We start from the raw sequence: 20,430 nt of genomic DNA on the forward strand, positions 1-20,430 counted from the left end.
GATAATCTCTGAAGTGGTCTTCGTTAATATCAAAAAGATTGTCATAATTAATGAAATCAAGAAAACGAGCGATACCGTCCATATAATTGATAATAGTTTTATCGGCAAGGTTTTTTAAATCGAGAGCGATCCTAACATCATTAAGGATAGGAAATTGTTTGATTTTGTCATTTATAGATTTAGTATTCATAATTAATCAGTCCTTTCTGTTATAAAATGACAACTAAATTATAAATAAAAAAAGCCATCATAAGAAAGATGGCAAACAAAAAAATATAGAAAACATAAAGAAAGAATTGAGCTAACGCGTAGCGTTTTAGTACAATATAACTGTACTCAATTTTCCATACCATTTTGCAGAATTTACAGCATTCGTGGTTTTTATTGTTAAATATCCCCATAAAATCATTAAACATTCTTTAATTATTAATAAAATTAAAAGTCCCCACATCCATTGAAAACGTGTTGTTAAACAACATATTAGAGCTAATTGTGTTAATTTATCAGCAATTGGATCTAATACTTTTCCAAGATCAGATACCATATTGATTTTTCTTGCAATCTTTCCATCAATAATATCAGTAATTCCCGAAAGAGCTACGATTATAGCAGCTGCTGTATAATCACAAGAACAACAATATAACCAAATAATTATTGGTATAAGTATGATTCGAAATAAACTGATCATATTTGGAATTGTTAAAATATTTTCTTTTTGAAATCTTTTATCTTTCATAGTTACCTCTGTTATCCTCAAAAAAAATAATCTCATTTAAAACCGCTCTTCCAGCAATAAAATAATCAATTTTTATTTTTCTTTGCAAAATCCAGGTATCTACAGCAAATCACCCAGAAATACTTAAAAACTCCATAAAAACAAGATTAAAAATACTATTTATAGTTCAAAATATATACTATTCTAAAAATTATCAGGCCTTCTCTTTTAGATAAATTTCACTCTTAATTCTTTATATAAAAGAAGATCGTATAAACCTAACCTCAATCTAAACATTTCCATCGCTACCAAAACATCTTTAGCCATCTGCGCCATTACAGTCGCCATTTCTTTATCAATATTTTGTATTTCTGATAAAAATCATTATTTATTGCAATATAGGAAGTAACATTTATACTTCCTGTTAAAACTCCAATATCTATAACGCCAATTTTCAATATCATTTACTCCTCTTTTTCTTTCAATTCCTTAGTCATATCTTTTTTCACATTTAAAAACATAGCTAAACTTATAACAAAAGGAAAAAAATAATCTGCAATACGATATAATACCAAAGCTGATGAAGCATTGATACGTCCAATAAAAGGTGTAAACAACATAATAAAAGAAGCTTCAGTAGGACCAACACCAATAACATTTGGTAAAATACCAATCAATAAAAGCATCAGTGATGCAAGAATTCGTGTTTTTTCATAAGATAAATCTGTGATTCCAAGCATCATCATACATACATATGGAATAGAAAAATTCCAACTTAATTTCAATAAATTCACTATTGTTACATTGATGCAGCATATCCGATTCCTAAGAATTTTTTTTGACACATCATATAAAGCTTCTAAATAACTCGTCCAAGTATGTTTTCGTTGATTCCATTTATCACTATTAGGTAACATTTGCATAAACATCAAAAACAATTGTTGAATCCTTTTCCAAGTACATAACAATAACATCCCAATGATAAAAATTGCATATACAATAAATCCTAAATAGATATATTTCATAAGCTCAGGAATCGTTTCTTTTAACCATTGATTATGAAAAACAAATGCCAAAAATGAATAAATAAACACTGATATTTTATGAAATACACATTCCAAAAGCAGCGTTCCAATTCCTGTTCCTAAATCTATACCTTGTCGATAAAGAAAATAACTTTGTATTGGAATTGTCCCAGTAGTAGAAGTTGAAACATTAGCAAAAATACCAAGGAGTATCACTTTTAATGCCTGAATGAATTTCAAATTAGGAAACTGAAATATAATCATTATATAATAAGAAAAAGCATCTAATAATATATACCCTATTGACATTACCATAATGAAAAGCAATTCAAAAACTGATATTTTACTTACATATTTTATAATCCCTCGATAATCTTTATGAAATACAAAATATATTAAAACCAATAAAAAGATAATCAAAAGTATTTTTAATAAAAATTTTTTTCATGTTTGTTTATCCATGATTACTCACCTCTGCTATCTTCTGTATAAGACTCTCTTGCTATCTTCTGTATAAGACTCTCTTGCTTGTAGAAACTTAAGTTTTATGATAAAATTATTTAAATTACTGGAAAGGAATAAAAATATGAATCGTACTGAAATAGCTATTATTAATTCTTTTTGGCAACTATTAGAAGAAAAACCATATAATAAAATTACAGTCAAAAATATTGTTGACCTCTGTCAAATAAATCGAAATACATTTTATTATCATTTTCAAAGTATCCCTGAACTGCTAGAACGTGTTCTTAAACAAGAAGCAGATGATATCATTAAAAATCATAATCAATTTGAATCAGTAGTTGATTGCTTGACTCCTGTTATTCAAAGCTGTCTTTCAAGAAGAAAAGCATTTCTTAACATATATCATTCCGTAGAACGTGATATTTTCTTAAATAGTTTAGATCGACTGACTTTGTATTTTGTTGAAAAATATATAAATGTACTCACTGAAGATCTACCCATTCAACCTCATGATAAAAGTTTACTTATCCGATTTTATAAGAGTGCATTAGTTGGCATTTTTTTAGATTGGTTAGATAAAAATATGAGTTATGATTTTGTTGAAGCTTTTTCTCGTATTTCTAATTTATTTGCTGGATCAAGTGATAGAGCTTTAATTAGATCAACCATTAAAAAATAATTTTTTTACTTATTCCCATTCCAAAACTCTTAAACCAATTCTAAATTTCAATTGATCATAATGAATTTTTTCATCAAAAAATATACTTTGAACCATTTATAACCATTCTGATAATTTTTTATCATCAAGAATACTACTGTACTACTTTGATGATATTCCTCTGTTTTTTCATTTGTTCAATTTCTCTTTTTTTCCAGTTCTTAGTTTCACTTAGCTTTGCAAACATATCCAAACGTCCTCCATCTATCACCAATAAAGGTTTAATATATAAGATAGATTCCATTGCAGCATTGGCAGGAATAACTCGTCATTTTTTTTCAAATAATCTAATGTTTCTACTTCTACATAAATGATAAGCTATTTTTTTATATTTCTTTGATTTCTTTTGCTCCATTTTAAAAATTTCCTCTATCAGTTACACTTGCAATTCTTATTTTTCTCATCATTTCTTCGATAAAACTATAGCAATTGCAGTCAATAAAACCACAATTGCTATATTGACATGTTATTTTTTATTTTGGCTTTCTTTCCATAATTTATCTGCCACAGGTTTCCAATGAGCTGCATATTTATCACATTTCGCACATAAATGTTCTACATCCTCTGGAGATTGTAAATCTGTCGAATGGGCTTTAGTTTTTGCAACCATTGCTCTTAACTTTTCTGGATTTTCAAGCATAGGACAAGGTCTCAGCATATTTTCATTGAAGGGCTGATTGTCATGGTAAGCCATCATCATTGGTGATTGTAGTGCTTCTAATAAAGTCTTTTCCCGAATATTAGAATCAGAATAATGAATAAATACACATGGATCAACATCACCATGAGCATTAATATGTAAATAACGTCTTCCTCCGGCAATACATCCTCCAACATATTCTGCATCATTTTGAAAATCCATCGCAAACAATGGTTTTGTTGCACGATAGTGACGAATACGTTGATATGTTTCAGTTCTTTGTTCAGAAGTTGGCATTAAATCAGGTGAAGCATCATTTCCTACTGGCATATAATGGAAATACCAAATAAAATAAGCACCTAAATCAATCAACTTATCGAAAAATTCTTCAGAAGTAATAGAATCAAAATTAGCACTTGTGTAACAAGAAGATATACCATAAATCAATTTCTTACGGTGAAGTAATTCAATAGCTTCAATCACTTTATTGTATACGCCCTCGCCACGTCGACCATCTGTAGCTGTCTCAAATCCTTCAAGTGAAATAGCTGGAACAAAATTACCAACACGTAACATTTCATTTGCAAATTCTTCATCAATCAATGTTGCATTTGTAAAACATAAAAAGATGCAGTCATTATGTTTTTCGCAAATCTTAATTAAATCTTTTTTTCTTACAAGTGGTTCCCCACCTGTATAAATATACATATAAATTCCTAACTGTTTACCTTGTTGAATAATACTGTCTATTTCATCAATTGATAAATTCAATTTATTTCCATACTCGGCAGCCCAGCAACCTGTACAGTGTAAATTACAAGCTGATGTAGGATCTAATAAAATTGTCCAGGGAATATTACAGCCATATTTTTTACGAAGTTCTTCTTGCTTCGACCATCCTGAAAGAGCTGAATTAACAAAAAAGTTGACAGCTGCTGTTTTCATTACATGTGGATCAACATCATATATAATACGTCTAATAAAACTATAATATGGATGGTTGGGATCAGTTATTGCTTCTCTTATCATAGCCCGTTGTGATTCAAATCCATTACCTGCAAATTTATCAGCCCAATCCATGATCTTGAGTAAGTTTTTTTCAGGATCTTTATATAAATAGTTAAACGCTTGTTCTAAACCAAATTTTTTTATTGTTGTGGATACATTCATAACATTAACCTCCTTATATCCATTTCCTAATCATTTCCCTTATCGTTTAATTGTACATCTTTTTTTACTGTATAATGTATAACACATTGATTCATAAGTCCCTCACATAATAAAGTACATCCTGTGATAATACGGGATACCATTTCATTTTTGAAGGGTTCTACTATAACTAAAATACCAAATACTCCCGTTAGAATAGAAATTCCTAAAATATACTTCCATGTTTCTAATCCAAACTCCTTTGCATCACGAGATGTCTGTATTTTAAGAAAACTATCTAAAAGTACTAAGGCCCCTAGTGCCATTGATAAATAATTAATAATTTGTTCGTTTCTTACTAAGACGATGATACCTAAAGCAATAAGAAACATGCCGCATCCTAAATCATATTGAAATGCAAGATTATATAAATCATTTGACAAGTATCCAATGACCTTAATAACACCATAAACAATAAAAATAATTCCACCGATATTACATAATATTAATGATGGTATATCAGATATCATCACATAAACTATTCCCGCAATATAGAATACCATTGACATGAGAATATATCCATATCGTGCTATTTGGAGTTTTTTCAATATAATCATCTCCTTTCATTTTGATTATTTTTAAAGCAATGAATCTTGATAAGTTTAATAGAATACTTATTAAATACATGCAGCAGACTTTTTAATAATCATATTTATAAATTAAAAATTATTACGATTCCTATTATCGTTAATATCGCAATTATGATAGGGCTTTTCTTACAAAACTTTACATTATATTCATACTCATTCCCTCCTATCATTTTTCTATTTTCATTTTATTCCTTTTTATTTAAATGAAAATAGACACCTTTCGTGCTAATGCCTAATTTTTATGCACATGCAAGTTAGATGTCTAGGCACTCATCATACAAATGTCTAAAAACAATCCTATTTTGTCTATATTATATTTATTATTTTTAGAATTTGTATCGTGATTTACTGGCAGCAAATAGATTATAGCTGTGATAATTTATTTAAAATACTCATCTTTCCAATATTTGATAATAAAATACAATCAAAGTATTTAAACAATCACAATACTAGTTTTTATACAAAGATATACTAGAAATAAAATTATAAAGATGCTCAAATTATGCATACAAGCCATGATAATAATCAAAATCTTTATCGATAATTCAAAATGATGTTTTAAGTAAAATAATAGAAGAATTGTCAAAAACAATACCAACATCAACAAATCTATGACTCATTGCTTCACTAAGATATTTATTCAAATATTTCACATATCTTCTAATATAGTTTTGTGACCAGGTTGAATAGTCGAAACACTTTGATTGACAGCTCTAAAACCATCCATATGCCAGATTCACTGCAATTTCTTTACATAAATTGATTCCAAAAATAGTATTGATAAAAAGCACTATGGGATCGATACTTGCTCTGCCTCAAAAAAGTTTTTAGCAGCTTTAAGCTTTATAACCTCATGATTAAGCAAAACAAGCTCATCAATAGCACTTAAAATAATAATATGATCACATTTATATTTACTGTCATTACTATTTCTATTATCTTCAAATACGTGTACCCTTATATCATATCTTGATTTTTTACCTTAAATAAAAAAGACTGTTGATAAATAAAAATATTTACCAACAGCCTAAAAATTCTTATTAAATAAAAATCTAACTATTCACTTCTTCAATTACTTCTGTAAAGATTTTTATCATTTCATCAACATCTTTTTCTTCGATGATAAATGGTGGCAGCATTCTGATTACATTACTACCTGCCGTAATTAAAACCAAACCTTTATCCAAAGCTTTTTGAATATATGGCTTGATAGGATGCACAAATTCCAATCCAATCATCAAACCTAACCCACGACGTTCTTTAATACAATCATACTTTTCTACTAGTTCATCCAGCTTAGCAATCAAATACTCACTAATGTCCTGGACATGTTCCAACATTTTTTTCTCTTCAATAATTTTAAAAACAGTTTTACAAGCACATCCGGCCATCGGATTACCACCATAAGTAGAACCATGATCACCAGGTTTTAAAGCCGAACCAACTTTTTCATTGGCAACAAAGGCTCCCATTGGAAAACCAGCTCCGATTCCTTTAGCTAAACAAACAACATCCGGCATGATTCCGTATTGGAAATAAGTCATGATCGTTCCTGTTCTCCCCATACCACATTGAACTTCATCAAGAATCATGACAATGTCATGCTCATCACAAAGATTTCTAATTCCCTGCATGAATTCTTGAGAACAAACATGAATCCCGCCTTCACCTTGAACCGGTTCTAAGATGATTGCTGCTGTCCGTGGTGTAATTAATTTTTTTACTGATTCTAAATCATTGATTTCACCATATTTAACACCTGCAATCAATGGTCCAAAAGCTGTTTGATAGGCTGGTGTCCCCGTTAAGGTAACAGAACCTGTAGAACGGCCATGAAAAGAATGTTTCAAACTAATGATTTCACTATCAGCTTTACCATGTTTTTCATAATAATATTTGCGGGCCAACTTCAAAGCTCCCTCTGTCGCTTCTGTTCCACTATTAGTAAAAAATACTTGATCTAATTTAGTCGCTTTAATTACCGCTTCAGCTGCTTCAATAGCTTCTACACTATTAAAATAATTAGAAATATGCATTAAACGATGCACCTGCTTAGCTAATGCATCAGTATAAGGCTGATAATCATAGCCAAATGAATTAACTCCTATTCCCGAATAAAAATCTAAATATTTTTTTCCATTAACATCATAAAGATAAACACCTTTACCATGATCAAAAGTAACATCAAATCTACCATAAGCTTTCATTAAAGCCTTATTAGCTCTATCATAATAATTCATTTTTAATCCCCCAATTTAATCTTTGACGCTAGACAGTAATATAATTCCACTGCCTGCATCAAGACTTCTTCATTAAAATTAAATGTCTCTGTATGCAAACCACTTGAATACTTAGCCGTTTTAGTTCCGACATAAAAGAAAATTCCCGGAACTTCCCTTTGATAGAAAGCAAAATCTTCAGCCAGCATCAATGGTTCTTTTAATTCTTCATAATTCTTACCAGCCAAAGCAGCAAACTGTCGATACAAATCATAATCATTTAAAACCGGTGGATACATCGGTGGACAGCTAAATTCAATTTTACAGCCATAACTTTCTTCCATTCCATGATTGATAGCCTGCATCGTATCTACGATCTTCTTAAATACCGCTTCACTATAGGTTCTAACAGTCCCTTTAAATGTTGTTTTATCAGCGACAATATTTCTTACTGTTCCGCCATTGATTTCACCAATATTGATGACGCAGCTTTCAACTGGTGAAATAACTCGAGAAATAATATTTTGATACTGACAAATAATTGAACTAGCGATCACAATTGCATCTACTCCTAAATGATATAATCCCGCATGAGCGCTTTTACCAATAACCGTAACATCAAGTTCACCATTTTGAGCCATTAAAGGTCCTGGACGACAAGCAATTTTACCTTCATCGATCGTCGGCATTAAATGGAGTCCAAAAATAGCTTTTACCTGATATTTATCTAATATTCCTTCTTTAACTAGCAGCTTAGCCCCTCCAGGAGCTTCTTCAGCTGGCTGAAAAATTAATAAGATATTATGATTAAAAGAACTAGGCTGATCTTTTAACTTTTTAGCCAGTCCTAAAAGGGCCGCCATATGTCCATCATGACCACAGGCATGCATATAACCCTCATGTTTAGAAGCAAAACAACAATTTGTTTGTTCTTTTATTTTTAAAGCATCAATATCACTACGGAAAGCTAGAGTCTGATCATAACCGTTATCAATATATACTAAAACACCTGTTTCTAATATTGAAATTGGCTGATAACCCATTTTGATCAGTTCCGTTTTAAGATAATTAGAAGTTTTATACTCTTGTAAACCCAGCTCAGGGATCTGATGTAATTCCTGACGCCATTTTTTTATTTGCTCTAAAGCGTCCATATCTATCTCCTAAAGTTTTCTTAAATCATCCATTAATTGAGTTTTGCCCTCAGTTTTTTCATCTTTTTTCTCTTTAATGATTCTAGCCGGATTCCCTACCACAACAGCACCAGCAGGAACATCTTCAGTGACGATCGATCCCGCTCCAACAACAGCACCTTTACCAATATGAACTCCTTCAATAACTACGGCATTAGCTCCAATCAAAACATCATCTTCTAAAATTACTGGAGTTGCACTAGGTGGTTCAATAACTCCAGCTAAAACTGCTCCTGCCCCAACGTGACAATGCTTTCCAACTTCAACACGGCCACCAAGAACAGCACCCATATCGATCATTGTTCCTTCACCAATTTTAACACCGATATTAATTACTGCCCCCATCATAATAACAGCATTATCACCAATTGTTACGTGTTCTCTAATAAAAGCCCCTGGTTCAATACGAGCATTAATATTTGTCATATCTAATAGTGGAATTGCACTATTACGACGATCTTGTTCTAAATATGAATCTGTGATCATTTCTTTATTTGCTTCCATATAAGCTTTAATAGCATCTAAATCACCAATACAGACTTTACTTTCATTACCACCAAACATTTTAAACTCTGTCGCTTCGGGTAAATTTTTACCTTTCAAATACACTTTTACTGGTGTTTGCTTTTTAGCATCGCCAATAAATTTAATAATTTCTTCTGCACTATTTAACATATTTTCTCTCCTTTTCTATATTTCAATTGTTCCTTCAAATACATTAACAGCTGGTCCTGACATCATGATCGTACCATTAATATATTCAATTTCTAAACAACCGCCTAATAATTCAACTGTAACTTTATCTTTAGTATAGTTATTCAAATAACTAGCATACATCACAGCACAAGCTCCTGTACCACAGGCCATGGTTTCACCAGAACCACGTTCCCAAACACGCATTTTTACATAATGATCATTAACCACTTTCACAAATTCCGTATTAACACTTTCAGGAAATAATTCATGATGTTCAAAAACAGGACCGATTTTCTCTAAATCCAAAGTCTCTAAATCATCTACAAATGTTACTGTATGCGGATTCCCCATGGAAATCGTTGTTAAAGGATAATCATGATCACCGATCGTTACTACCTCATTGATCATCGTTTCACTATCATAAGTACATGGAACATCTTTACATGTCAATATTGGTTTACCCATATCAACTTTGGCACCCACACATTTATCATCTTTAAACAACAATTCTACTACTCTTAGTCCTGATTTAGTTTCCACTTTCAATACACGTTTATCACTTAATTGATGATCATAAATAAATTTCGCAAAACAGCGGATACCATTACCACACATCATTGCTTCACTGCCATCAAGATTAAACATTCTCATTTTAAAATCATATTTATCCGATGGCAAAATCACGATCATACCATCACTGCCAATTCCAAAATGGCGATCACTGATCTTCATGATAAATTCTTTGTCCATGGGAATTTCCTGGTTTATCCCATCAAAATATATGTAATCATTACCAAGGCCTTCCATTTTTGTAAAATGTAACTGCATAATTCCCCTCCTTTTCATGTATTTACAAGATTTTATCAAAACAATGACTTTTTTTCAATTCTTAGATAACATTTTAGTTAAATAAAATATGGGGAATTATTAATCCCCATATCAAAATCATTTATTTACCACAAATCATTAAAACTATAAACAACTCATCAACTATCCTAATAAGCACCAATAATCTTTTTATTTCCTTTTATATAATCAGATTTTAAAATAAAGCCATGTTTCATTTCATCATCTTCTAAATATGCTATATAATAATAATTCTTCGCATCTCCAAATATGACTACATTTTCGATTTTATTCATGCTTATTTTTTTAGATTCTGCTGTTTTTAGATCCAGTGCATAATATTGATCAGTTCCTTCTTCTTGATATATCCATTCATCTTCACTTAAAATTAGATATTCTTTTGTTGTTGCTATGATTTCAGTTTTATAATCTGGTAAAGTATATTTTGAAATTGTATAGATTTTTTCACTATTAAAATCATCTGCTATTAAATTTTGAGCTTCTAGTGCTAAGAAGACATCTTCATTTAGTTGTCCTTTAATAATATATTTATCCTTCAAAACAGCTATTAATTCTCTTGTTTTTAGATCATATACATAGTTTTCGTTATTTTCATTAACATCTTTAAAATTTGTTCCATCAAAATAGTTGTCAAAATAAGTATAATTTAAATAAATCTTATTTTCATCAGCAGCAATAATTTTTAAGGAATTATTAAAATTATTTTTAGACTCCGTTAATTTTTCCTCTTTACCACTTTTTAAATCAATCGCTAAAAGATAACAATTATGTTTTGGTTCTTTAACTATTGCGCCACTTTCCGATTCGCTAAAAACAACTTCATCAATTGCAAAATAAGCTATCTCTTTAATCACTGCAAATGATAAGATCATAGTACTATTTATTTTAACGATTTCTTTTTGATTACTTCGATCTAAATTTGATTCAATCAACGAATATCTTTTTTCTATATCATCATTTTTAATAATCACATATAATTTATTATTACAAACAAAACCAGTACCTGAGCCAATATAAGCTTCTGAATCTTCTTTTAATTCTGTTTCCATTTTACAATTAGCTCTACTGCATACAAGAACATCTTTTTTACTTTCATAATCAAAAAAATATAAATATCCACTATTATTAGTATGATAAAAGCCATCATCCGTTGAAAATTCTAATGCTCCAAACTGTTCATATACTTGCACATTATCATCATTTGAATTTTCCGTATTTGTACTACAGCCACTTATAAAGAAAACAAATAAAAGTATTATAATCGTAATTTTTTTAACTGAATCAAACATTTTATTTCCCTTCCTTTAACCATTTTTGATATTGGCGATTGGCTTCATCAACTATTTTTTGCATTCCAGCATCATCAAGCTCTTCATTTAAACCTTTTAAAAAAGTATCTAAATCATATATTTTATTTGTCCATTCACTATCTGTCAAAGTATTAAAGTATGCTGATAGTATATCATTTGTTGTTGCAATTTCCGCAATTACAGGATCAGCATCAAACCTAAAACCCTTAGGAAAATTATCGCCATATGTTGAATAAAACCAATTTGAGTAAGCAACTTTATCATCTTCTTCATAAATAGAAGAATAAGTAATTTTTGGATTTGTATACTGATATCCTGATATTCGTAAACCAAGACTTGATGTAGTTACTGTAATACGATTATTTTCATCAAGTTCATAATCCTGTCCTTCAGTTCCATATTGAATTAAATTAGCTATATCTTTATCTGTAAATAATTTTAAAAGAAAATCTTTTGCATTTTCAACATTTTCTGACCAAGATGCAATTGCTGTTTTATTATCGCCCCAATATAATTCCATATCTGGTATAGATCCATCTGGCACTACGATATAATCTTTTGATGATTCTGATAAATATGTAAATTTATCATATCTGCTGATACTTTTTTCAGGTAACTTAACAAATGGGACAACACTCTCATCATCGTCTAAATTTATTAGATCCTGCTGTTTTAAAGAAAGCCACTGATTCAATACATCTTTATACTCTTTTGATTTACTTAATGAAATAAATCCTTCATCTTTTTTCCATGCTAAATTATTTGTTGGAGGAACTGTCCATAGTCCTGTCTTTCCAACACTAAAGCCCATCTCTTTAACAGGTTTTTCGTTAGTTTCTTTTTTTACTTTATTCAATAAATCGATATTATCAAATAAATTACTTTCAATATTTTCGGGATTTATTCCATATTCATCTAAGATCTCTTTTTGATACATAATGCCAAATGTAGAAGGAACATTACTTGAGATTCCATATAATTTGTTATCTATTTTTGATAATTCAAAATCATAATCAGTTAAAAATTTTTCTAAAACCTTCCCATTTTCCTCTTTCCAGTCATCTAAATCCATAAGTAATTCATTGTCAACCGCACATTTATATGTATTATTCCATTCTGTTAATTTATCTCCTTCTACTTTTGGAAGTATTGTTATAACATCTGTTTGTTGTCTACTTTTTTTAAGTTCTGTTAACTCCACAATCTGATTATTCTCTCCATTATTACTAAAAGGAATAATTTTTACTTGATACTGCACCCCTTTTTCTTTTAATAATTCATTAAGGGGCTTTTCCCAAATTTCAATCATTTCAGCTGTCATCTCTTTATAATTACCAATAGCAGCAATTCTCCAAACAACAGTTTTAGTATCAATATTTGTCTTTTTTGTACATCCCATTATTTGAAAACATAATACAAAACTTAAAAATATTAATATTTTCTTCATTCTATTTCTCTTTGTCATAATCGTATTTCCCTTTTTCAAATTATTTTTAAAAACTTAATTAATATTAAAGAGCTGACTTTTGATCAGCCCTTTATATTTCAAATCAAGCTAAACAACTCAATAACTATACCTATTGAACAAGCAATATATATCATGGCTATTAACGCATAAACTATCTTTTTAGTTTTAGAAAAATTATCTTTTATATACCACATATGTACTAGTCTTTCTATAAAAAACAGTAAACTGAAACAAATAAATATTATTCTATTTCTTTCTAGGAAGAAAAAGGGGATCAATACAATATAAACAAATGCTATTTTTGAAAAAAACTATCAAACTTTAAAAAATTTTCTCTATTCATAATTTTCTCCTTTTCTGTCTATCTTCATTGATTAGACACATTCATTTCAATTTATGATATGACCAAGTAATTCATTATTCATGTTTCCCTCGGTTAATAACAAATCTTATTTTCACCCTCACTTCGCAAAAAATTCTTTTAATTCACTAGATAATTCTTCTCAATTCAATAAATGTCAACTTCATCATCATTTTATTATTGTCATATTAACTTTAATATTATATAAAAACATTTTTCTTCCTTAACTAAAGGATTTATTTTTAAGCATGATAAACGATCTGTCATTAAAAAAATACATATCTATTTACTATTTGTCACGTTTTGTTTGCTTGAATAAACCAGCAATTATTACCACCACCAATATCCCTTTTTTAATTTCAAATTATTTTCTTTTTTACTATCACTCATTCCCGTTGTCCCAAAATATAATAACTACACATTACTTACAATAATAAGTAAAAAACATAACAAAAAGAAATTTTTTTGATGCCTCAAATTCATATTTGATTACTTTCTTATCATTTCTTTAATTTATTTTCCCTCCTTACCTATCTGATGAAATTAAAACTATTTAACGTTACCATAACTTATTTACATAATAAACAGAAGCATCATTTCTTTTAGCTGCTTTTCTTACCTTTACTATAACATAATAAATAATGATATTGTTCATTTCCCCATTTAATGGTTTGATATCCAATCGAACGGTCGTAATTTTTAAAAATTATCTTATTAATATGATTTATATTGATTTAAAAATAACTGATAAAATGCTTAAAATAAAAACTAATTAGATATCTAGCATAATATTTGATACTAAATGAGAAACAATTAAAAATTTTATTTTATTAATCATAGTATGACTACTAATAAAAGCGGATCATATTCATTTTTTCATCTTTTAAATGACTTATATAATGATTTCTTGCGTTTTATGATCTAGATATATCCACTTTTCATTATTAAAAATTAATTATTTATTTTGGTACATAACTGTGAAAAATTTTTCACTATTTGCTTCTTTTTCATTTATATACTTTGTTTCAACTGTCAATAATGTATCTCTCACAAGTTGTCCTTTCACAATATCTCTATCATCTAATATTGATGTGATTTTTTAGAATTAAATATCATACCCATAATTTTCATTAACATCTTTAAAATTTGTTTACTCAAAATAAATATAATTTAAATAAATCCTATTTTCATCAGCTGCAATAATCTTTTATCACTAATTGATAAAAGATAATCTCAGTAAAAAAAGCTGTAAACAAATCGTTACAGCTCATAAGATTCTAAATACTTTTCACACTTTTAAATTAAATTTTAATTTTATTTTTGATTTTAATAACTATTCTTTTTATTAAAGAGTAATTTAAAATTATAATTATTCCAATCATTAAAATAAAAGCAAGCCAGTTATTGATAGCATTATTTTCATATAAATAACGTATAAGGATAATGAAAATAAAGGAGAATACTAGCAATAATATATTTAAAATATTATTTTTTTTCATTTACACAACCTCCTTTACATCTTTAATAATATTATAATGGCACTACTTTATATTCCCAATATCCAGTATTACAAGGTCCTGAATGTCTTGGCTCACACCCTGGAATATAACCCTGAATAAATCTACCAGTCAGCTCATAACGTGCCTTTGGTTTTGCTGATGTTCCTAACATTTTTAAAACAACTCTACTTTGCAACAACATTAATAGGGGTGTTAGTAATGATCAATGAACATCTAGTGAGTAAACAGCTAATACTTGAGATATGTGTTTTAACATAATTTCTATCTTTTCTATCTAACTTCATTAATTAGCTCATAATGCTTTTTGATACTTCAAATTCATATTTGATTACTTTCTTATCATTTCTTTAATTTATTTTCCCTCCTTACCTATCTGATGAAATTAAAACTATTTAACGTTACCATAACTTATTCATATAATAAACAGAAGCATCATTTCTTTTAGCTGCTTTTCTTACTTTACTATAACATAATAAATAAAGATATTGTTCATTTCCCCATTTAATGGTTTGATATCCAATCGAACGGTCATAACTTTTAAAAATCATCTTATTAATATGATTTATATTGATTTAAAAATAACTGGTGAAATGCTTGAAATAAAAACTGATTAGATATTTATCATAATATTTGATACTAAATGAGAGACAATTAAAAATTTTATTTTAATTCTGCTTCCATTTTATAATTAGCTTTACTGCATACAACTTTCATAATCAAAAAAATATAAATAACCACTATTCTTTGTATGATAAAAGCCATCTTTCATTGAAAATTCTAATGTTCCAAACTGTTCATATATATTTGTACTACAGCCACCTATAAAAACAATGCTCAAGACCATAAAAATGATGATTTTTTTAATTTATGCTACATCTTATTCAGCTTCTTTTAACCACTCCTGGTATTGGTGATTGGCTTCATCAACTATCTTTTGCATTCCGGCTTTATCTAATTCTCTATTCATATCTTTTAAGAATATATCTAGATCTTTTATTTCTAATTTAGCTATTTTATTCATCCATTCACTTTCTTGAAATTCATCAATGAAATCTCCTGTCATTATTTTATTAGTAGCATTAATTTCATTTAAAACTGGAATTGGATCAAATCTGAAGCCTTTAGGAAAATTATCACCATATGTTGAATAAAACCAGTTAGAGTAACTGACTTTATCATCTTCTTCAAAATCTGAAGAATAAGTGATTTTAGGGTTTGTAAACTGATATCCAAATATAGCTAATCCACTGTTTTTAGTAGTTACAGTAATATGATTGTCTTCATCAAGGGTGTAATCCTGATCCTTAATACCATATTGAATAAGATTTGCAATATCCTTATCTGTAAATAATTTCAAAAGAAAATCTTCGGCATTTTCAACATTTTCTGACCAAGATGCAATTGACGTTTTATTATCTCCCCAATACAATTCCATATTTGGTGTAGATTGATTAGGGATAATAACAAAATCATCTTTTGTCTCTGGCATAGAGCGAGAAGCCATATTGACTTCAAATGGATCTCGTTTACTCATTGTGGATGCTGTAACAAAAGGAACAACGCCGTTTTTAGAAAGATCCTGATCAAGCAAACCCTGCTGTTTTAATGACGAATAATTAGCTAATAAATTTTTATACTCCGTTGATCGACTCAAAGAAATAAAACCTTCACCTTTTTTCCATGCCAAATTATTTGTTGGGGGTACGACCCATAAGCCTGTCACACTAGTATCAAATCCTATAAATTGAATTGGAATATTCCCATTATTTTTCTTTGCCTGTATCAACAATTCATTATTATCAAATATATTCCCCTTAATATCTTCTATATTAATTCCGTATTCATCTAACATCTTTTTATTATACATAAAACCATTAGTAGTAGGAACATGACTTGAAATGCCATATAACTTATTATCAATTTTTGAGAGTTCAAAATCATAGGGCACTAATACTTTTTCTAATATTTCTTTATTTTTTTCTTTCCATTCATCTAAATTCATAAGCAGTTTATTATCAACTGTACATTTATATGTATTATTCCAAGGCTCCACTTCCGTATCGTTATAAGATGCAAAGATCATTGATACAAGATCGGTTTGTTTACCATCTTTTTTTAATTCCTTTAATTCATTTATTTTATTATCTGTTTCTTGAGTATTAAAAGTCATGATTTTAACTTGATAAGCTGCTCCCTTTTCCTTTAATAATTCATTAAGAGGTTCCTCCCATGTTTCAATTAATCCATCACCTAAAGAAGCCATACTACCAGGATCTTCAATCCTCCATACGACCGTTTTCTTATCTATATTATCTGTTCTTGTATTATTATTTTGTGTACAAGCTGTTATTTGCAGGCACAATAATAAAGTTAAAATAAATAGTAATCGTTTCCTCATTATTTCATCCTCCCTTTCATTATAATAATTTTATATTAATAACTATCTCTCTTCATCCTCTTTAGAATGAATGTTTCCCTAAATATTTGTATATAACATCTAACCATCTTTTAATTTCTAAAGGACATGAAAAAATAAAAGTTTTCTTGAATCCCCATAAACCACAGGTTATATATTTTTTGATTTTAACACTGCTTTTTAGGGGCAACATACAAAACGTAGAAATCATGAATTTTCCTTTTGATGTACAATTAATATAGTTACATTAGATGGAGGATATGTCTTATAAAATTCTTAAATCTAAAAAATGTCTTTATATGAAATGGCCTGGCGATTTTTCTTGCAATAAATGCCAATGCCATAAATACTGGCTCATTAAACGTGTTAGTAAAACTAAAGTATCTTATGTCTTAGAATGTAAAAAATATCATAAGCTGCATTCTCTACTATCTGATACTATTTTTCAAAGCTACAGGCTCGATCTTTATAAGCTTCTTTTAGATATATTCCTTATTTCAATAAAAACAAGAGAATAAGTGCGATAACTTTAATGTTTCATCTAGATGCTACCTATAAATTTACCTTATTATTAGAAACAAAAAGCAGAATACTTATGTCATTAAGTAATTCACAAAAACTGCTTGAAAGTTCATTTTATGAGGCTATGGTGAAAAAGGATTCAATATTCTCAAAAAACAGATTCAGGTCAAAATGAAAAAATCAACTATAACGAACCTGATTATAGATTGAAATGGTTGAATACCATCATCGGCAATATTAAAACAATATAACAAGTATATATCATGGTATAACAAAACGAGAAATGCCGTTATTTATGAATGAGCAAGAATACCGTTTTAACCATAGATATACAGGCAAACATATGATGGACAAAGTGAAAGAATACATCCAGAGATCATTCCTTACTAGTCATAAACAGATAGTATATATTTTGAATGTATCAACCTGTTGATTATGGATATTCAAGAAAATTTTTAAATTTCACATTAAACAATCATTAATTTAATTAAATGATAAGATAAATTGAAATTTATTATACTTCTCCATATAAAACTTAAAAATAACAATATTCTTTATTATTATATTTTCTTCTATAATTTAGGCTACTACAAATATCACATTCCTAAAACTTTTTACAATAAGACATATCACTTTAATCAACATACTCACTATTTTTACATCTTATATTTTACCATACTGTTAAACTTCAGTTTATAGAATACCTTTTTTGGCTAACAGTTAGTAGTGCAAAACTATCAGAATAATCTTTCACCATCTAGTTTTATATCATATATATCAAATCATCAAAGGGCTGTTTATTTTTTATAACAGCTCTCGTATATTGCATTTCTGACAAAATTTAATTTTTAATATATTTAGGAATGTATATTTCATTTTTAATTATGCTATTTTTGTATAAGTTGTTCTAAAGCATCCTTCTGAATGTCTTGGCTCACATCCTGGAATATATCCACGAGTAACCTGCCATGTTCCAGTATATTTTTTGCCATTATACATATACCATCCATTAACTAACTCTAACCCAATATATCTAGCTATGCTTGCACAACTATACCCTGTTAAAGCTTCAATAACATCACATACACCTAATGAAAATTTATAAGTGCCTCTTCCTGATGAAGCTAAAGGTACAATTCCATTTTCATTCATCTGTGCGGTCATTAAATTAATATCTCTTTCTTCAACTTCTTTATATAATTGTTCCAATAAAGCAGGATCAGCATCTTTTAAGACAAGAGTAAATTCAATTAGTTCACCATTTTCATCATAAACTGGATCAATCATTTCAGTTTCATATTGATGTCTAAACTCTTTTGCTTCTACTGGTATACTAAATCCAAACATTCCAATAACCATAGCAACAGCAACTAATAAAATTACAAAAGATTGATATAGCTTTAAATAACTTCTCATATTATCCTCCTTTTCTCCGCATTTTAAATCTATGCGGTAATAAGCTTGGCTGTTTTAATACATTCCAAATATAGAATTAAATTAAGCCAAATAATTCAATAGCCCCATATATTGAAGAAACAATATAAAGTATAGCCACTAATGGGTAAAATATTTTTTTGTCTTTGAAAAATCATCTTCCATATAGCACATATAAAATAATCTTTCTATAAAAAACAGTAAACTAAAACAAATAAATGTTATTCTATTTCTTTCCTGAAAGAAATAGGGAATTAATATAATATAGATAAATGCTATTTTTTTAAATTTATGAAATTTTAAATAATTTTCTTTTTTCATTACTATTTTTCCTTTAAAAAGTCTTTTAATTCACTGGATAATTCTTCTATCTCTTGATCATAGTTCGATGGAAACCTAGAAACCTCATCTCCATTTTTAGTTTTTATAATCGTTGGAGTTACCCTAACATTATATCTAATGCATATTTCTTGGAGTTCTTCGCTTGTATAAATTTTATTATCTAACATTTTCTTTATATCAAAATAATACACTTTATCATCATATTTTTTTATTTCTTCTTTGACTAAAGGATATATTTCTAAACATAACGGACAATCTGTCATTGAAAAATATACATATCCATTTACTATTTTTTCAAGTTCCCCCTTTTCATTTAATTCTATTATTTCATTATCTTTATTTGCCTCATTTTGTTTATTTTGTTTATTTGAATTACAACCAACAACCATCAGCATCAACAATACTAAAACAAACCAATTTCTTTTAAGTTTCATTTGTTTTCCCCTCCATTTTAAGTTATTAATAAAGAATATTTAAACTATCTAATAATTAATTTATTTTTATTAACTCTCTTTTCTATAATGATAGATATAATATATAGCTGTTAAATATTATCCAATAATAGACCTATAAGCAAAAATTCATAACAAAAATAAATTTTTTCATTATAACTATATAAGCTAAACATATCATCCTATTGACATCAATTATTCTTATTACCTTTACACAATTAATCATGTGTAATACTTTTTATTAATTTAATAAAAATAATGTTATCAT

At 28.4% G+C, this 20,430-nt stretch carries 18 protein-coding genes; 1 reads left to right on the plus strand and 17 read right to left on the minus strand.

Annotated elements, in window-relative coordinates; genetic code table 11:
- The 3 genes from BR82_RS15410 to BR82_RS0107665 form a co-directional block, all read right to left on the minus strand.
- Positions 1-190: phage integrase N-terminal SAM-like domain-containing protein (locus BR82_RS15410; RefSeq protein ID WP_034864434.1), on the minus strand; the 190-nt coding region annotated here is incomplete at its 3' end.
- A gap of 126 nt (positions 191-316) precedes the next feature.
- The gene (locus BR82_RS15415) at positions 317-736 is read right to left on the minus strand and encodes a CDP-alcohol phosphatidyltransferase family protein (protein ID WP_034864445.1); all 420 of its coding nucleotides are present in this window, start codon (positions 734-736) and stop codon (positions 317-319) included.
- A 443-nt stretch (positions 737-1,179) separates the two neighbouring features.
- Complete coding sequence (locus BR82_RS0107665) at positions 1,180-2,160, minus strand: lysylphosphatidylglycerol synthase transmembrane domain-containing protein (protein ID WP_335324205.1); 981 nt, start codon at positions 2,158-2,160, stop codon at positions 1,180-1,182.
- Positions 2,161-2,326: 166 nt separating this feature from the next.
- On the opposite strand from BR82_RS0107665, the gene BR82_RS0107670 reads away from it, so the two are divergent.
- A complete protein-coding gene (locus BR82_RS0107670) occupies positions 2,327-2,884 on the plus strand; it encodes a TetR/AcrR family transcriptional regulator C-terminal domain-containing protein (RefSeq protein WP_027089713.1) in 558 nt (185 codons plus the stop codon).
- 505 nt (positions 2,885-3,389) lie between these two features.
- Here BR82_RS0107670 and BR82_RS0107680 read toward each other — a convergent pair.
- The 14 genes from BR82_RS0107680 to BR82_RS0107750 all read right to left on the minus strand — a co-directional run bounded on the left by BR82_RS0107680 (position 3,390) and on the right by BR82_RS0107750 (position 20,144).
- Positions 3,390-4,733: a radical SAM/SPASM domain-containing protein gene (locus BR82_RS0107680; RefSeq protein ID WP_027089714.1), complete on the minus strand. Its 1,344-nt coding sequence runs from the start codon at positions 4,731-4,733 to the stop codon at positions 3,390-3,392.
- Positions 4,734-4,759: 26 nt separating this feature from the next.
- The gene (locus BR82_RS15420; protein ID WP_161635130.1) at positions 4,760-5,320 is read right to left on the minus strand and encodes a DUF308 domain-containing protein; all 561 of its coding nucleotides are present in this window, start codon (positions 5,318-5,320) and stop codon (positions 4,760-4,762) included.
- 1,094 nt (positions 5,321-6,414) lie between these two features.
- Positions 6,415-7,602 carry an aspartate aminotransferase family protein gene (locus BR82_RS0107690; protein WP_027089715.1) on the minus strand — a complete coding sequence of 396 codons (1,188 nt, stop codon included), beginning with the start codon at positions 7,600-7,602 and terminating at the stop codon, positions 6,415-6,417.
- Positions 7,603-7,604: 2 nt separating this feature from the next.
- Positions 7,605-8,735, minus strand: coding sequence for a M20 family metallopeptidase (locus BR82_RS0107695; RefSeq protein WP_027089716.1), 1,131 nt, complete (start codon positions 8,733-8,735; stop codon positions 7,605-7,607).
- A 9-nt stretch (positions 8,736-8,744) separates the two neighbouring features.
- Entirely contained in the window at positions 8,745-9,449 is a 705-nt protein-coding gene (dapD, locus tag BR82_RS0107700; protein ID WP_024722304.1) for a 2,3,4,5-tetrahydropyridine-2,6-dicarboxylate N-acetyltransferase, read from the minus strand.
- A 15-nt stretch (positions 9,450-9,464) separates the two neighbouring features.
- Positions 9,465-10,298 carry a diaminopimelate epimerase gene (dapF, locus tag BR82_RS0107705; protein ID WP_027089717.1) on the minus strand — a complete coding sequence of 278 codons (834 nt, stop codon included), beginning with the start codon at positions 10,296-10,298 and terminating at the stop codon, positions 9,465-9,467.
- Between the two features lie 167 nt (positions 10,299-10,465).
- Complete coding sequence (locus BR82_RS0107710; RefSeq protein WP_027089718.1) at positions 10,466-11,626, minus strand: hypothetical protein; 1,161 nt, start codon at positions 11,624-11,626, stop codon at positions 10,466-10,468.
- A 1-nt stretch (position 11,627) separates the two neighbouring features.
- Positions 11,628-13,094: a DUF3502 domain-containing protein gene (locus tag BR82_RS0107715; protein WP_027089719.1), complete on the minus strand. Its 1,467-nt coding sequence runs from the start codon at positions 13,092-13,094 to the stop codon at positions 11,628-11,630.
- 1,683 nt (positions 13,095-14,777) lie between these two features.
- Positions 14,778-14,975 (minus strand): hypothetical protein, encoded by a 198-nt coding sequence (locus tag BR82_RS0107720; RefSeq protein ID WP_027089720.1) that lies wholly within the window; start codon positions 14,973-14,975, stop codon positions 14,778-14,780.
- 31 nt (positions 14,976-15,006) lie between these two features.
- Positions 15,007-15,147 (minus strand): hypothetical protein, encoded by a 141-nt coding sequence (locus BR82_RS17040; protein WP_154659609.1) that lies wholly within the window; start codon positions 15,145-15,147, stop codon positions 15,007-15,009.
- Between the two features lie 247 nt (positions 15,148-15,394).
- Positions 15,395-15,544 carry a hypothetical protein gene (locus BR82_RS17045; RefSeq protein ID WP_154659610.1) on the minus strand — a complete coding sequence of 50 codons (150 nt, stop codon included), beginning with the start codon at positions 15,542-15,544 and terminating at the stop codon, positions 15,395-15,397.
- A 329-nt stretch (positions 15,545-15,873) separates the two neighbouring features.
- Entirely contained in the window at positions 15,874-17,394 is a 1,521-nt protein-coding gene (locus tag BR82_RS0107730) for a DUF3502 domain-containing protein (protein WP_027089721.1), read from the minus strand.
- A gap of 1,422 nt (positions 17,395-18,816) precedes the next feature.
- Positions 18,817-19,350 (minus strand): hypothetical protein, encoded by a 534-nt coding sequence (locus BR82_RS0107740; protein WP_027089723.1) that lies wholly within the window; start codon positions 19,348-19,350, stop codon positions 18,817-18,819.
- Positions 19,351-19,691: 341 nt separating this feature from the next.
- Positions 19,692-20,144, minus strand: a complete 453-nt coding sequence (locus BR82_RS0107750; RefSeq protein WP_027089725.1) for a thioredoxin family protein — start codon at positions 20,142-20,144, stop codon at positions 19,692-19,694.
- Positions 20,145-20,430: the final 286 nt, after the last annotated feature.

The sequence above is a fragment of the Thomasclavelia saccharogumia DSM 17460 genome (assembly GCF_000686665.1).
In the GTDB taxonomy this organism is placed as follows: Bacteria; Bacillota_I; Bacilli_A; order Erysipelotrichales; family Coprobacillaceae; genus Thomasclavelia; species Thomasclavelia saccharogumia.

Excerpts from the sequence above, each read along its gene's own strand:
- BR82_RS0107715 (WP_027089719.1), bottom strand. The coding sequence starts at position 13,094 with ATGAAGAAAATATTAATATTTTTAAGTTTTGTATTATGTTTTCAAATA.
- dapD (WP_024722304.1), bottom strand. The coding sequence starts at position 9,449 with ATGTTAAATAGTGCAGAAGAAATTATTAAATTTATTGGCGATGCTAAA.
- BR82_RS0107680 (WP_027089714.1), bottom strand. The coding sequence starts at position 4,733 with ATGAATGTATCCACAACAATAAAAAAATTTGGTTTAGAACAAGCGTTT.
- BR82_RS0107740 (WP_027089723.1), bottom strand. The coding sequence starts at position 19,350 with ATGAGAAGTTATTTAAAGCTATATCAATCTTTTGTAATTTTATTAGTT.
- BR82_RS17040 (WP_154659609.1), bottom strand. The coding sequence starts at position 15,147 with ATGTTAGGAACATCAGCAAAACCAAAGGCACGTTATGAGCTGACTGGT.
- dapF (WP_027089717.1), bottom strand. The coding sequence starts at position 10,298 with ATGCAGTTACATTTTACAAAAATGGAAGGCCTTGGTAATGATTACATA.
- BR82_RS0107690 (WP_027089715.1), bottom strand. The coding sequence starts at position 7,602 with ATGAATTATTATGATAGAGCTAATAAGGCTTTAATGAAAGCTTATGGT.
- BR82_RS15415 (WP_034864445.1), bottom strand. The coding sequence starts at position 736 with ATGAAAGATAAAAGATTTCAAAAAGAAAATATTTTAACAATTCCAAAT.
- BR82_RS0107730 (WP_027089721.1), bottom strand. The coding sequence starts at position 17,394 with ATGAGGAAACGATTACTATTTATTTTAACTTTATTATTGTGCCTGCAA.
- BR82_RS0107750 (WP_027089725.1), bottom strand. The coding sequence starts at position 20,144 with ATGAAACTTAAAAGAAATTGGTTTGTTTTAGTATTGTTGATGCTGATG.
- BR82_RS0107695 (WP_027089716.1), bottom strand. The coding sequence starts at position 8,735 with ATGGACGCTTTAGAGCAAATAAAAAAATGGCGTCAGGAATTACATCAG.
- BR82_RS17045 (WP_154659610.1), bottom strand. The coding sequence starts at position 15,544 with ATGATTTTTAAAAGTTATGACCGTTCGATTGGATATCAAACCATTAAA.
- BR82_RS0107710 (WP_027089718.1), bottom strand. The coding sequence starts at position 11,626 with ATGTTTGATTCAGTTAAAAAAATTACGATTATAATACTTTTATTTGTT.
- BR82_RS0107670 (WP_027089713.1), top strand. The coding sequence starts at position 2,327 with ATGAATCGTACTGAAATAGCTATTATTAATTCTTTTTGGCAACTATTA.
- BR82_RS0107720 (WP_027089720.1), bottom strand. The coding sequence starts at position 14,975 with ATGAAAAAAAATAATATTTTAAATATATTATTGCTAGTATTCTCCTTT.